Below are 15,111 nucleotides of genomic sequence, written 5' to 3' on the forward strand. Positions count from 1 at the left end.
TTGTTGTGGTTATCAGAGGCCGATTCTGCGAAATGCCCGGCAACGGAAGAATCGCTGTGGGGAAATACTTAGTTCAGATTTTTCTAAACTAATGCCTGGGGTAGACTCCACCGGTTTGCGAAACCTGTTCCCTGTCCGCCGACTTTTTGCCTGGAGCGTCCATGGCCAATGCCTTGCCCGACCTGAAATTGCTGCGCATCTTCGTCAGCGTCGTGCGCCACCAGGGGTTTGCCAATGCCCAGCATGAGCTCAACCTGTCGACGTCGGCCATCAGCACCTATATGAGCCAACTGGAAGGCGCGTTGGGCCTGGTGCTGTGCCATCGCGGGCGTGGCGGGTTCAGCCTGACCAGCAAGGGCGAGTTGTTTCACCAGGAAACCTTGCGCCTGCTGGGCGAACTGGAGGGCTTCGAGCAATACGCGGCGGCGCTCAAGGGCGAACTGCGCGGCACGCTCAAACTGGGTGTGCTTGATTCGACCGTCAGCGACAAGGCCCTGCCATTTGCCGAAGTCATCGGCGCCTACAGCCTCGAGCATCCGGCGGTGCATCTGCACTTATCGGTGATGAGCCCCTACGAACTGCAACTGGGGGTGCAGGACAATCGTCTGGACCTGGCCATTGGCGCCTTCTCCAACCGCATGAGCGGCTTGGTCTACATGCCGCTGTACCGCGAACAGCACTGGCTCTATTGCAGCTCGCGGCATCCGCTGTTCAGCGAGCGACGCATTCCGGAGCAGGTGATTACCCAGCAACGCATGGTCGGGCGCGGTTACTGGAGCCAGGCGGAACTGGCGCGCCATGGCTTCAAACACAGCGCCGCCACTGTAGAAAGTATGGAGGCGCAGTTGATCCTGGTGTTGTCCGGCGCCTACATCGGCTACTTGCCCGAGCACTACGCCCAGGCCTGGGCCGACAAGGGCGACTTGCGGGTGCTGCTGCCGGCGACCTTTGGCTACCAGGCGCCGTTTTCGCTGATCATGCGCCGTGGGCGCAGCCGCGAACCGTTGATCCAGACCTTCCGCGATTTACTCAAAGCACAGCTCAATCAGGCCTGAATATGTCCAGACCCCAATGCCCCCGCTGCCTGCGGCCGACCACCCACTGCCTGTGCGCGCTGATCCCGAGCCTGCACAGCCGTACCCGGGTGTTGCTGTTGCAGCATCCCAGCGAGGTCAACCATGCGCTCAACACCGCGCGCCTCGCCGCGTTGGGCCTGGTGAATGCGCAGTTGGTAGTGGGCGAAGTATTTGAAGGCTTGCAGACCTTGCTCAACCCTCCGGGGTATCAGGCACGGCTGCTGTTTCCTGGCGAAGAGGCGCAGTCGCTGCAGACCTATGGCCCATCCGATGAGCCGTTGCTGCTGGTGGTGCCCGACGGTACCTGGCGCAAGGCGCGCAAGTTGCTGCACCTCAACCCGCTGCTGGCGGCGTTGCCACGGGTGACTCTGGCGGCGGGCGCAGTGTCCCGTTACCGGTTGCGCAAGGCACCGGGGCCAGGGGCGTTGTCGACGGTGGAGGCAATTGTGCAGGCGTTGCAGGTGCTGGAGGCGCCGCAGTCATTTGATCCGTTGTTGCGGCCGTTTGAGGCGTTGATCGACGGGCAGATTGCAGCGATGGGGGAGGAGGTGTTTCAGCGCAATCATGGGGGTGATTAGCCGGTTCACCCAGGTCCAGCTCCCCCGTTGACCGCGCCGCTCAAGACATACGCGGTCGATGTGTAGCTGGCTTGCCGGCGATGGCGCCTGCCCAAACACCGCTAACGCTCGCGCATCGCCTCCGTGCGTGCCTTCAACACCGGCTTGAGCAAGTAATCCAGCACGCTTTTCTCCCCGGTAATAATGTCCACCGTTGCCACCATTCCCGGGATGATCAGCAACGGTTTTTTATCCCCGCCCAGATGGTTCTTATCGGTGCGCACCTGGATCAGGTAGAAGCTGTTGCCCTTGTCGTCGGTAATCGTATCGGCGCCGATCAGTTCCAGTTTCGCCGCCAGTCCGCCGTAGATCGTGTAGTCATAGGCACTGAACTTGACCATCGCCTTCTGCCCCGGATGCAAGAACGCCACGTCCTGGGGCCGTACTTTGGCCTCGATCAGCAGGTTGTCTTCCAGCGGGACGATTTCCACCATGTCGCTGCCCGGCTGGACGACGCCGCCGATGGTGTTGACCTTCAGTTGCTTGATCACCCCATGCACCGGGGAGACCACGGTGGTGCGGCTCACGCGGTCATCAATGGCGATGCTGGTGGCGGTGATTTTTGACAGGTCGGTGCGTTTTTCGTTGAGTTCCTTGGCCGCTTCCGAGCGGAAGGTCTGTACCGATTCGTCGATCTTGCTCTTGATCTCATTGATCGCCGATTCCGCCCGGGGGATTGCCAGGGTGGTGGCGTTCAACGAGCCACGGATCTCCACGGCGCTGCGTTTGAGGCGCAGGATTTCCACCGGTGACACCGCGCCGGTGCCCACCAGAGGGGCCGACATGTTCATCTCTTGTTGCAGCAGCGCCAGGCTGGAGCTGAATTGGCCCTGTTTGGAGCGAAACTCCGCCAGTTCCTGGGTTTTCTGCCGCAACTGTTCACTCAAGGTCCGTTGCTCGCTGCTCAAGCGCCGCTGGCGTTGTTCAAACAGCGAGCGTTCGTCTTCGGCCACTTGCGGGGCCTTGGCGATCACTTCATCGGACAATTTGAACGGTCGCCCCTCGGCCTCGGCCGACAGGCGCTCGACCTGGGCGGTGAGGGCATACCGGTCGACTTCGCTTTCGCCCTTGTTCGAGCGGAACCGCGTGTCGTCCAGTTGCAGCAGTTTGTCGCCTTTGTCCACCATCTGCCCTTCGCGCACGTAGATCTGGGTGACGATGCCGCCTTCCAGGTTCTGGATCACTTGCACCTTGCTCGACGGGATGGCCTTGCCTTCGCCCATGGTCACTTCATCGAGAACGGCAAAGTTGGCCCACAGCAGGGCGCAGATGATCAGGCCGGCGGTCAGCCACACGATAATCCGTGAACGGCGCGGTGAGTCCTGCAGCGAAGCACCCGCCAGTTCGGGCATGAATTCGCTGTCGGCGGTTTTGCCAAAGCTCTTGAAGTAGCCCGGTGGCGCGGGAGTGGCTGACATGGTGGGCTCCTAGACGGCGGCCGAGCCGACACGGCCCTTGCGCAGTGCATCAATCACACTTTCTTTGGGGCCGTCGGCAACGATGCGGCCGTTGTCCAGCACGATCAAGCGGTCGACCAGGCTGAGCATCGAGGTGCGGTGCGTGACCAACAGCAGTGTCTTGCCCTTGACCCACAGCTCCAGGCGCTGGCGCAGGGTTTCTTCGCTGCTGTTGTCCATGGCGCTGGTGGGTTCGTCCAGCAGCAGGATCGGCGGGTCGAGCAGCAACGCGCGGGCCAGCAACACCGCCTGGCGCTGGCCGCCGGACAGCAGTTGCCCGCGCTCGCCCACCGGCCGGTCGAAGCCTTGTGGGTGCTGGCGGGCCAGTTCGCTGACGCCGGTCAGTTCGGCCACTTCGAGCATCCGCACATCGCTGATATAGCGCGCGCCCAGGGTCAGGTTATCGCGCAGGCTGCCGGCCAACAGCGGCAGGTCATGGGCCACATAGCCCACTTGTTGGCGCAGGTCGGCCACATCCAGCTGGCGCAGGTCGAGGCCATCGAGCAGCAACTGGCCTTCTTCTGGCGCGTAGAAGCCCATCACCAGGCGGCCCAGTGTGCTTTTGCCCGAGCCGCTGCGGCCGATAATGCCCACGCGCTCGCCAGCCTTGAGCTGGAAACTGACCTGGCTCAGGGCCGGGGTGTTCTGCCCGGCATAGCGGAAGGTGACCTGGCTGACTTCCAGGGCGCCACTCAGTTGCGTGCGCTCCAGTGGGCGCTGCTGCGGGTCGCGCTCCTGGGGCAGGGCCATCAGCGCGTCGGTGCTGCGCATGGTCAATTGCGCCTGCTGGTAGCGGGTGATCAACGCGGCGATCTGCCCCAGCGGCGCCAATACCCGGCTGCCGAGCATGTAGGTGGCCACCAGCGCGCCGACACTGAGGCTGCCGGCGATGATGCTGTAGACCCCGGCAACAATGGTCGCCATCCCGGAAAACTGCTGGATGAACAGCGTGCCATTGGTGGCCAGCGCCGAGAGGTTGCGCGCATGGCTGTCGAGGCGGGTGAGGGCGCCGTGGGTGCTTTCCCACTGGTGCTGGCGCTCGCTTTCGGCGCTGCAGGCCTTGAGGGTTTCCAGGCCGCTGAGGGTTTCGATCAACAGCGCCTGGCGTTCGGCGCCCAGGCTCAGGCTTTTTTGCACGGTGTCGCGCAGGCGTACCTGGATCAGCATTGCAAAGCCGATGGTCAGCGGGAACGCACACAAAGGGATGATCACCAGCCAGCCGCCGAGCAGGCCGATCACCAGCAGCATCAGCACGGCGAAGGGCAGGTCGATCAGGCTGGTAAGGGTCACCGCGGTGAGGAATTCGCGCAGGCCCTGGAAGTCATGGATGCTCTGGGCAAAACCGCCGATGGTGGCGGGGCGCGCCTTCATCGACATGCCGGTGATGCGCTCGAACAGGGTCGCTGACAAAATCACATCGGTCTTCTTGCCGGCGGTGTCCAGCAGATGGGCGCGCACCACCCGCAGTACCAGCTCGAACGCCGTGCCGATCAGCAGACCGATCACCAGTACCCACAAGGTCGAGGTGGCCTGGTTCGGCACCACGCGGTCGTAGGTCTGCATCACGAACAGCGGCACCATCAGGCCCAGCAGGTTGATCAGCAAACTGGCGAGAATTGCATCGCTGTACAGCCAGCGCGACAGCTTCAAGGTGTCGCGAAACCACGCCTCGACTCTTGGTACCAGCGGCGTGCGCAGGTCTTCGATTTCGTGCCGTGGCCGGGCAAACAGGGCCTGGCCGCTGTAGGCCGCGTCGAGCTCTTCGCGGCTGACCCACTGTTCGCCGCCTTCGGCTTCGCTGGGCAGGATCAGCGCCTGGCCATCCTCGCCCCAGCGCCGCAACACCGCGCAGCGGCCTTCGTTGAGCAGCAACAGCACTGGCAGGTTCAGCGCCGAGATGGCCTTCAAGTCCCGGCGCAATACCCGCGCCTGCAAGCTGGCCCGGGCCGCGGCCCGTGGCAGCAAGTCCAGGCTCAGGCGTTGTTGCGCCAAGGGCAGGCCGGCGCTCAGGCTGCTACGGCTGACGCTGCAGCCGTGCAGCTTGCAGAGGATCAGCAGGCCGTCGAGCAACGGGTCATCAAAGCTCTGGCGCGGGTCGACACCCGGGTTCAGCGGTTCCATCTGGCTCACGGCGATCTGCTCCACGTCTTTGGCTACTTCAGGTCGGGCAGGTGGGCTTCGCTTCTGACTTCCGACTGGGCAATGGCTTCGGCCGGCACCACCACGCGCTCCTTGTTCAGCAACTCGCCCATATTGGCCAGCACGCGGTACATGGAGAACTCTTCGGTGTAGCGCACTTCGGTGTAGCGCCGGTTGGCGTTGTACAGCTCGTTTTCACTGTCCAGCAGGTCCAGCAGGGTGCGCTGGCCCAGGCCGAACTGGTCCTGATAGGCCGCGCGTACGCGCTGGGTGGTTTCGGCATATTCGCGGGCGGTGGGGGTCTGGATGCGGGCGTTGTCCATGGCATGCCAGGCCAGGTTGAGGTTCTCGTTGAGCATGCGCAGGGCGTTGTTGCGGATGTCCATGGCCTGGTTGATCTTGTGCGAGTCCGACGCCAGGCGGGCCTTGTCGCTGCCGCCACGGAACAGGTTGTAGTTCATCACCACGCCCACCCGCCATTGGTTATCGTGACCCAGGTCGCCGCGCACATTGTTATTGGCGCCCACCGCCGCCTCGGCATCGAAGCGTGGATAGAACGGCGACTTGGCCACCTCGTACTGGCTCTCGGCGGCCATCACATCGGACTGGGCCGACTTCAGATAGGGGTTGTTCTCCAGCATGCTGCGCCGGGCGCCGAGTTGGTCGCTGGGCAGCTCGCCCTTGATCGAGGCCGGGCTTTCCAGTTCATCCGGCATGCGCCCGACCACGCTATAGAAGTTCGATTCGGCGTCTTGCAGGTCGACCAGTGCGGTCTGGTAGTTATTGTCTGCCAGGGCCCGGCGGGCGGTGGACTGGTCGCGGTCGGCGGTGCTGCCGATGCCGCGCTCGGTGCGCAGGCCGATCTGGTCGGTGACGCGCAGGTGCGCCTGCAGGTTGTTCTTGGCCAATGTCAGCAGGTCGCGGCGCTTGAGTACTTCCAGGTACACCTCGACGGTGCGCAGGGCCAGGCTCTCGGCGGTGCCACGGGTGTAATAGGCGCGGGAGTTGACCACCGCCCCGGTGCGCTGCACTTCGTTGGAGGTGTTGAACCCGTCGAACAGCATCTGGCGCAGGCGCAGTTCCGACTGGGTGTAGTTGTCGGTCTCGGTGTGGTGATTGCCACCACGGGCGCGGGTGGTGCTGTTGTCGCTGTAGTCACGGCCGTAGGCGGCATTGAGGTCGAGACTGGGGTAGAAGCCGCCTCTGGCGACTTTCACATCTTCATCGGCCGAAAGCCGGCTGTTACGGCTGGCATTCAATTCCGGGTGAGTGTCCAGCGTGCTTTGGATCGCTTGGGTCAGCGACATTGCTTGGGTGTTGGTGCAGGCCATGGCGATCAGAATCGCGCTGCAGAGGGGGGTAAAGGCGCGCATGGGTACATCTCCCGGTGTCAGTGTTACTGGTCTGTCGCCATTTATTTGACGAATTTAGGGGGCAAACCGTCTCAGGCTTGTAACAACACAGCTAAGAACATTTGCGGGGGGAGCTAAGAAGGATTTCTCATAATGTTTATGTCCAAAAAAACTTATGCGTTCTGCGCGAAGCAAGACATTGTTCAAAGCACAAGCCTTGAGTTATGTGCGCTGTGGCGTGTTTTTCGGCTCGGGGAAAGTTCAATCGCAAGTGCGAGCAGGTGATGGGGTAGCGAAAAAAAGGGCGTTTTTTGGTGACGGTTTTTTGTCACTCTCTCTCTTTTTGAAAGGCTCTCTGTAACGGGGTTGAAGCGCGGGTTGGCGGCTGATTTGAATCAGTTTTGTGCCACTTCCGGCCCCCCCCGATCCACTGCACTTGTGCACGTAACCGAGGTGCCGACTACTGGGGTCGGACAGGGAGATAAGCGCATGGCCAAGTTAATCGGTGTTGTCAGCAAGGTGGTTGGGGAAGTCTTTGCCGTGGCAGGAGATGGCAGTCGCCGAAGCCTGATCGAAGGCGACCGACTGTTTGCCGGCGAGCAACTGCAGACCGGTGCGGCCGGTGCAGTCGCGGTGCAACTGACCAACGGCCAGGAGCTGACCCTGGGGCGCGACAGCAGCCTGGGCCTTTCCCCGCAATTGCTGGCTGGCCAGGCGCCGCAGATTCACGCCTCGGAAGACCTCGCACCGAGCCAGGCACAGTTGACCGACGTGCAGCAACTGCAAAAAGCCATCGCCGCCGGTGACGACCCGACCCAGACCGCTGAAGCCACGGCCGCCGGCCAAACCGGCAGCACGGCGGCAGGTGAGCTGGGCGGTGGGCACTCCTTTGTGTTGTTGACCGAAGTCGCCGGGCGGGTGGAGCCGGTCATCGGCTTTCCCACGGCAGGGTTTGGCGGGATTCCTGAGTTTCCGTTGTTCCAGGTCGCCGGCCAGCCCGATACCGGCAACGACCAGCCCGTGGTGGTGCCTCCCGACAACCCAGTGAGCCTGGGTGGGCTGGAGGTCGAGGGCGGCGAGTTGACGCTCAACGAGGCCAATCTTGCACAAGGCTCGGCCAGCAATCCGGCGGCGCTGGTGCAGACCGGCACCTTCAACGTCTCGGCGCCCGATGGCCTGCAAAGCCTGACCGTGGGCGGCATCAGCGTGGTCAGCGGCGGGGTGGCCAGCAGCTTCCCGCAAACTATCACCACCGGGCTGGGCAACACCCTGAGCATCACCGGCTACAACGCAGCCACCGGGGTGATCAGCTACAGCTACACCTTGACCGGCAATGAGGCCCATCCGTCGGGCAACGGCAGCAACAGCCTGGGTGAGCAATTCGCGGTGGTCGCCACCGATAGCGATAACGACAGCGCCACCGGCTCGCTGGATATCACCCTCATCGACGACGTGCCCAAGGCGCTGGATGACAGCCATGAGGGCCGCGCTTCGGAAAGCCTGCTGACCCTCAGCGGCAACGTCCTGGATAACGACACCCAAGGTGCCGACCGCGTCGCCAGCGGCCCGATCACCGGCGGCACGTTCAGCGGTCAATACGGCACCCTGGTGCTGGCGGCTGACGGCAGCTACACCTACACGCTGAACACTGCCGACCCTGATTTTGTCGCGCTGCAGGGCGGCGGCAATGGCAGCGAAACCTTCACCTACACCCTGACCGACGCCGACGGCGACAGCAGCACCGCCAACCTGGTGCTGCAAGTGCACAACAATGATGACCCGGTGGTGATTGGCGGCATCAGCGTAAATGGCGCCGACCTGACCCTCTATGAAAAAAACCTGGTGGACGGCAGCAGCCCCGACGCTGGCGCGCTGACCCGCGCCGGCAGCCTGACCGTATCGGCCGTGGACGGCTTGCAGAACCTGTCGGTGGGCGGTATCAGCGTGGTGTCCGGCGGTGTCGCCGCCGGCTTCCCGCAATCCATCGCCACCGGCCTGGGCAATACCCTGACCATCACCGGGTTTGACCCGGCCACCGGGGTGATCAGCTACAGCTATACCCTGACGGGCACCGAGGCGCATCCGTCGGCGGGCGGGTTGAATGACCTGACCGAGAGCTTCAGCGTTATCGCCAACGACACCAACAACAGCACCGCCACCGGCACTCTGCACGTGAGTGTGGTGGACGATGTACCGACCGCTGCCGATGACGGCAATGCGCAAGTGGCCTCCGAAAGCCTGCTGACCCTGAGCGGCACGGTGTTGACCAATGACGCGCAAGGCGCCGATCGGGTCGTGTCCGGGCCGATTACGCCGGGCTCCTTCACGGGGCTTTACGGCACGTTGGAGTTGGCGGCGAATGGCACGTATGTGTACACGCTGAATACCGCCGATAGCGATTTTCTGGCATTGAATGGCGGTGGCAGCGGCACTGAAACCTTTACCTATACCCTCACGGATGCCGATGGCGACACCAGCACCGCCAACCTGGTGTTGCAGGTGCATAACAATGACGACCCGGTGGTGCTGACGGGGCTTGAGGTGAATGGCGGGGAGGTTACGGTCTATGAGAAGAACCTGCCGTTGGGCAGTGCTATTGATGGGCCTGCGCTGACTCAATCCGGCACCTTCACGGTGACGGCATTGGATGGCCTGAAAAACCTGACTGTGGGCGGCATCAGCGTCGTCACCAACGGCGTCGCCGCGACCTTCCCACAATCGGAACCTACCGGCTTCGGCAACACCCTGACCATCACTGGCTACAACGCCAGCACCGGCGTGATCAGCTACAGCTACACCCTCAACGGTATCGACAGCCACCCAAACGGCGCGGGCACCAATAGCATCAGTGAGTCGTTCGCGGTGGTCGCCACCGACAGCAACAACAGCAGCGACAATGGTTTACTGGACGTCAATGTGGTCGACGACGTGCCAAAAGCCGTCGACGACAACCCCGCTGGTATTGCTTCTGAGAGCCAGCTCATTCTGAGCGGCAGCGTGCTGGGCAATGATGTACAAGGTGCTGACCGCATAACGACCGGGCCTGTTACGCCAACTACCATCGTGGGTACCTACGGCACCCTGCAACTGTTTGCCGATGGCAGTTATGTCTACACCCTCGACAAGACTGACCCGCAGTTCATGGCCCTGAATGGCGGCGGCAACGGCAACGGCACCGAAACCTTCACCTATCAGCTTAACGATCTCGACGGCGACACCAGCACCGCCAACCTGGTGTTGCAGGTGCATAACAACGACGACCCAGTGGTGCTGACTGGCCTGAACGTCAATGGTGGTGAAGTCACCGTCTACGAGAAAAACCTGCCGTTAGGCAGTGCTAACGATGGGTCTGCTCTGACCCAATCCGGCACTTTCACGGTGACGGCCTTGGACGGCCTGAAAAACCTCACTGTGGGCGGCATTAGCGTCGTCACCAACGGCGTCGCCGCGACCTTCCCACAATCAGAACCCACTGGCTTCGGCAACACCCTGACCATCACTGGCTTCAACGCCAGCACCGGTGTGATCAGCTACAGCTACACCCTCAACGGCACCGATAGCCACCCAACCGGCGCTGGTACTAACAGCATCAGTGAGTCGTTCGCGGTGGTTGCCACCGACAGCAACAACAGCAGCGACAATGGTTCGCTGGACGTCAATGTGGTCGACGATGTGCCGACTGCAGTTGATGACACCAATGCGCAAGTGGCCTCGGAAAGTCTGTTGACCTTGAGCGGCAGTGTTTTGGGTAATGACGTACAAGGTGCTGACCGCATAGCGACCGGGCCTGTCACGCCAACTACCCTCGTCGGCACCTATGGCACCTTGCAGCTGTTCGCCGATGGCAGTTATGTCTACACCCTCGACAAGACTGACCCGCAGTTCATGGCCCTGAATGGTGGTGGCAACGGCACTGAAACCTTCACCTATCAGCTTAACGATCTCGACGGCGACACCAGCACCGCCAACCTGGTGTTGCAGGTGCATAACAACGATGACCCAGTGGTGTTGACCGGCCTGAACGTCAATGGTGGCGAAGTCACCGTCTACGAGAAAAACCTGCCGTTGGGTAGCGCTAACGATGGGTCTGCTCTGACCCAATCCGGCACCTTCACGGTGACGGCATTGGATGGCCTGAAAAACTTGACTGTGGGCGGCATCAGCGTCGTCACCAACGGCGTCGCCGCGACCTTCCCACAATCGGAACCCACCGGCTTCGGTAACACCCTGACCATCACTGGCTACAACGCCAGCACCGGGGTGGTCAGCTACCGCTACACCCTCAACGGCACCGATAGCCACCCAACCGGCGCGGGTGCCAATAGCATTAGCGAGTCGTTCACGGTGGTTGCCACTGACACCAACAACAGCAGCGACAATGGTTCATTGGACGTCAATGTGGTCGACGACGTGCCAAAAGCCGTCGACGACAATCCCGCAGGTATCGCCTCCGAGAGCCTGCTGACCCTGAGCGGTAGCGTGCTGGGCAACGACGTACAAGGCGCCGACCGCATCGCCACCGGCCCGGTTACGCCCAACACTATCGTCGGTACCTACGGCACATTGCAGCTGTTCGCGGATGGCAGCTACACCTACACCCTGGACAAAACTGACCCGCAATTTATCGCCCTGAATGGCGGCGGCAACGGCACCGAAACCTTCACCTATCAGCTTAATGATCTCGACGGCGACACCAGCACCGCCAACCTGGTGCTACAGGTGCATAACAACAACGACCCGGTCGTGCTCACCGGCCTGGACGTCACTGGCGGCGAGTTGACCGTCTATGAGAAAAACCTGGTCGATGGTTCCAGCCCGAACATCCCGTTGTTGACCCAGACCGGTACCTTCACGGTGACCGCCTTGGACGGCCTGAAAAACCTGACTGTGGGCGGCATCAGCGTCGTCACCAACGGCGTCGCCGCGACCTTCCCACAATCGGAACCTACCGGCTTCGGCAACACCCTGACCATCACTGGCTACAACGCCAGCACCGGGGTGGTCAGCTACCGCTACACCTTGCTCGACAATGAAGCGCACCCCAATGCCAGCGGCGATAACAGTCTGTCGGAGCAGATCACGGTCACGGCCAGCGATAACGACACCAATACTGCGACGGGTACGATCGACATCAACATCATTGATGACCTGCCCACTGCCAACCCCGACGTGCGTTCGGTGATAGAAGGCGGTGTGGTCAGCGCCAATGTGTTGGGCAATGATGTCGGCGGCGCCGATAGCCCCACATTGGCTGGCGCGGTAGTCGGGGTGCGGGCGGGCAGCAACATCGGCACCCCGGCCTCTGGCGGCCTGGGCGCTAACATCAACGGCACCTATGGTTACCTGACTCTGGATGCCAACGGCAACGCCGTGTACCACAGCAACCCCAACGCGGTGAGCCCTCCGGGGGCGGTGGACACCTTCGTCTATACCGTGCGGGATGCCGACGGTGACCTAAGCACCACCACCCTGACGATTACAGTGACCGACAGCGGCCTCAAGGCGGTGGTTGACGGCGATGTCACGGTCTACGAGAAAGCCCTGGACCTGAACCTCGACGGCCAGGACCTGGCGCCTGGCACCGTGGTCGGCAGCGACCCGACGGCCACCACGGAAACCGCCAGCGGCAACCTCGCAGACTCGGTAACCGGCGGCAGTGGTCCGCTGAGTTTCAGCCTGGTCGGCAGCGCTACCGGCACTTATGGGCAGATCCTGCTCAACCCCAACGGCACCTACACCTACACCCTGACCTCGGCACCCAAGACCTTGCCCAACAGCAACGACGGGCCGAATGTATTGACCGAGACTTTCACTTATAAGGCCACCGACCAATTGGGCAACACCACCACCAGCAGCATCGTGGTGAGCATTGTCGATGATGTGCCCAAAGTGGTGTCCAGCGCGCGTGAAGTCACGGCGACGGAGGTGGACTCCAACCTGCTGCTGATCATTGATATTTCCGGCAGCATGAACGACGCCTCGGGGGCCGGCGGCACGCGGCTTGACCTGGCCAAGGCGTCCATCACCGAGTTGCTTAACCGCTACGACGAGATGGGTGATGTGAAGGTGCAGATCGTGACCTTCAACGACAGCTCCCAGCAATTGAGCAGCCAATGGGTCAGCGTCGCCACGGCCAAGACCCTGGTCAACAACCTCACGGCGTTCAACGGCACCAACTACGACTCGGCCCTCGGCACCGCGCAGACCGCCTATGGCACCGCTGGCAAGCTGGAAGGCGCGCAGAACGTGGCGTATTTCTTCTCGGACGGTAACCCCACCACGTCCAACACCAATAATCCGAACAACCCCGGCAACGTGGTCAACCCGGAATACGGCGACGGGATCGACGCCACTGAAGAGGGCGTATGGCGGGCCTTCCTCGATGCCAACGGCATCAAGGCCTATGCCATAGGCCTGGGGGCGGGGGTCAACAGTATTTACCTGGACCCGGTGGCCTACGACGGCAGCACCCACACCAACACCAACGCGGTGGTGGTGGCCAACCTGGCGGGCCTGGATGCGGTGCTGGCCGGCACGGTACAGGGCGCGCCGGTCACCGGCAGCCTGCTGACGGACGGCTCGTTCGGTGCTGACGGTGGCTTCGTCAAAGCCCTCACGGTGGATGGCATCACCTACACCTACAACCCGGCGGCGGGGGGCTCGATGAGTGCCAACCTGCCAGGCGGCCAAGGTACGTTCGACACCGTCAGCAACAGTGTCACCATCACCACCAACCAGGGCGGCACGCTGGTGGTGGACATGGACAACGGCGAGTTCCGCTACACGCCGCCGAAGCTGACCGACTCGCTGGTCACCGAAACCTTTGGCGTGACCGTCAGCGACAACGACGGCGATCTCGCGACGTCCAGCCTGGTAGTCAAGGTCAACCCGAACGTGGCGCCGGTGGCGGGTGATGACCATGTGATCACCAATATCCTGTCGAGCAATATTGTGGTGCCTGCCGAGTTGCTGCTGGCCAATGACAGCGATGCCAACCATGACAACCTGACGGCTATCCCCACCAGTTTTCCAACCGGCTGGGTGGCCAAAGGCGCGGCCTTTACCGGGACGGGGACCAGAACGCTCACCGGTACAACTGTGGGGGATGTACGTACCTCGTTTGCCGGTGATGCGGCGAACCTCACTGCAGCACTTTTGATCACTGGCAGTCTCGGCAATGTCGGTGGCGCTACGGCCGACGATCGCTTAACGGTCACGCTCAAGGCGGGTGAGACCCTCAGCCTGGATCACAACCGGCCGGTCGGTAACATCATCATGGCCTATTCGATCAACGGTGGCAGCGAGCTCCCTCTTGCGGATGGCACGACGCTGACTGCGTTAGCGGACGGTAGCTATCAGATTCACATTACCAACACCTCCAATCCAACAGGCGGCAACCCCAATGGCACAGAAAGCTACCAGTTGGACATGAAGATCAACTACGCCGGCGCCCAGGACTACACACCGCAGTACCACGGCAACTACTCGGTCAGCGATAACCACGGCGGCAGCGACAGCGCCGCGGTAGACATCAGCTACCAGGCCGGTACGACCCTCACCGGTACCAACGGTGATGACATCATCATGGCCGGGCCCGGCAACAATATCCTCAATGGCGGCGATGGCAACGACGTGCTCACCGCCGGCACCGGCAACAACCAGATGCACGGCGGCAATGGCAATGACCTGCTGTTCAGCGGCACCGGCAATGACCTGCTCGATGGCGGGGCGGGCCTCGACACCGTCAGCTATGCCCATGCCACGGCAGGCGTGACCGTCAACCTTGGCCTGGCGACGGGGCAAATCACTGGCGGCGCCGGAACCGATACATTGATGGCCCTGGAGAACCTGGTGGGCTCCAACTTCAATGACTTCCTCACGGGCAACGGCAACAACAACCTGATCTCCGGCGGGCTGGGCAATGACACCCTCAAGGGCGAGGGGGGCGATGACATCCTGATCGGCGGCCTGGGTAACAACACCCTGACCGGTGGCCCTGGCGCCGATACCTTCCAGTACCTGACCGGCGGTAGCGGGCACGATGTCATCACCGACTTTGCGGTGGGCACCGACAAGCTCGACCTGTCGCAATTGCTGCAAGGCGAGAATGCGACGACGGCGTCCCTGGATGACTACCTGCACTTCAAGGTGGTGGGCGGTACGACCACCATCGACATCAGCGCCGTTGCAGGTGCCACGCCGAACCAGACCATCGACCTGGCCGGGGTCAACCTGGCGACCCAATACGGCGTCACGCCGGGCGCGGGCGGGTTGATTGCGGGCGGGGCGGATACGGCGACGATCATCAATGGGATGTTGAATGACCATTCGTTGAAGGTGGATACCGTGTAATCCCCTGTGGCGAGGGAGCTTGCTCCCGTTGGACTGCGTAGCAGTCCCATTCAGGGCCGCTTCGCGCCCCGACGGGAGCAAGCTCCCTCGCCACGTCTCTCGCCACAGACAGGTACTG

The 15,111-nt window shown here is 62.3% G+C and carries 6 protein-coding genes; 3 read left to right on the forward strand and 3 right to left on the reverse strand.

The genetic code is table 11. The features are described 5' to 3' along the window. The first annotated feature begins 161 nt into the window (after nt 1-161). Complete coding sequence (locus tag PSH80_RS06955) at nt 162-1,055, forward strand: LysR family transcriptional regulator (protein ID WP_057441205.1); 894 nt, start codon at nt 162-164, stop codon at nt 1,053-1,055. A 2-nt stretch (nt 1,056-1,057) separates the two neighbouring features. Beyond that, nucleotides 1,058-1,654, forward strand: coding sequence for a tRNA-uridine aminocarboxypropyltransferase (locus PSH80_RS06960; RefSeq protein WP_057958842.1), 597 nt, complete (start codon nt 1,058-1,060; stop codon nt 1,652-1,654). A gap of 101 nt (nt 1,655-1,755) precedes the next feature. Here the strand turns inward: PSH80_RS06960 and PSH80_RS06965 are convergent, their stop codons facing one another. From PSH80_RS06965 to PSH80_RS06975, 3 genes are read right to left on the reverse strand one after another with little or no spacing between them, the layout of a single operon-like run. Next, entirely contained in the window at nt 1,756-3,111 is a 1,356-nt protein-coding gene (locus PSH80_RS06965) for an HlyD family type I secretion periplasmic adaptor subunit (protein ID WP_057441200.1), read from the reverse strand. A 9-nt stretch (nt 3,112-3,120) separates the two neighbouring features. Beyond that, nucleotides 3,121-5,280: a type I secretion system permease/ATPase gene (locus PSH80_RS06970; RefSeq protein WP_305419644.1), complete on the reverse strand. Its 2,160-nt coding sequence runs from the start codon at nt 5,278-5,280 to the stop codon at nt 3,121-3,123. 23 nt (nt 5,281-5,303) lie between these two features. Beyond that, nucleotides 5,304-6,662, reverse strand: a complete 1,359-nt coding sequence (locus tag PSH80_RS06975) for a TolC family outer membrane protein (protein ID WP_057958844.1) — start codon at nt 6,660-6,662, stop codon at nt 5,304-5,306. Nucleotides 6,663-7,130: 468 nt separating this feature from the next. Here PSH80_RS06975 and PSH80_RS06980 point away from each other — a divergent pair, with 468 nt between their 5' ends. Further along, nucleotides 7,131-14,993 carry a retention module-containing protein gene (locus PSH80_RS06980; protein WP_305419647.1) on the forward strand — a complete coding sequence of 2,621 codons (7,863 nt, stop codon included), beginning with the start codon at nt 7,131-7,133 and terminating at the stop codon, nt 14,991-14,993. The last annotated feature ends 118 nt before the right edge of the window (nt 14,994-15,111 follow it).

Origin of the sequence: Pseudomonas sp. FP818, from assembly GCF_030687335.1 — a bacterium.
GTDB lineage: Bacteria > Pseudomonadota > Gammaproteobacteria > Pseudomonadales > Pseudomonadaceae > Aquipseudomonas > Aquipseudomonas shahriarae.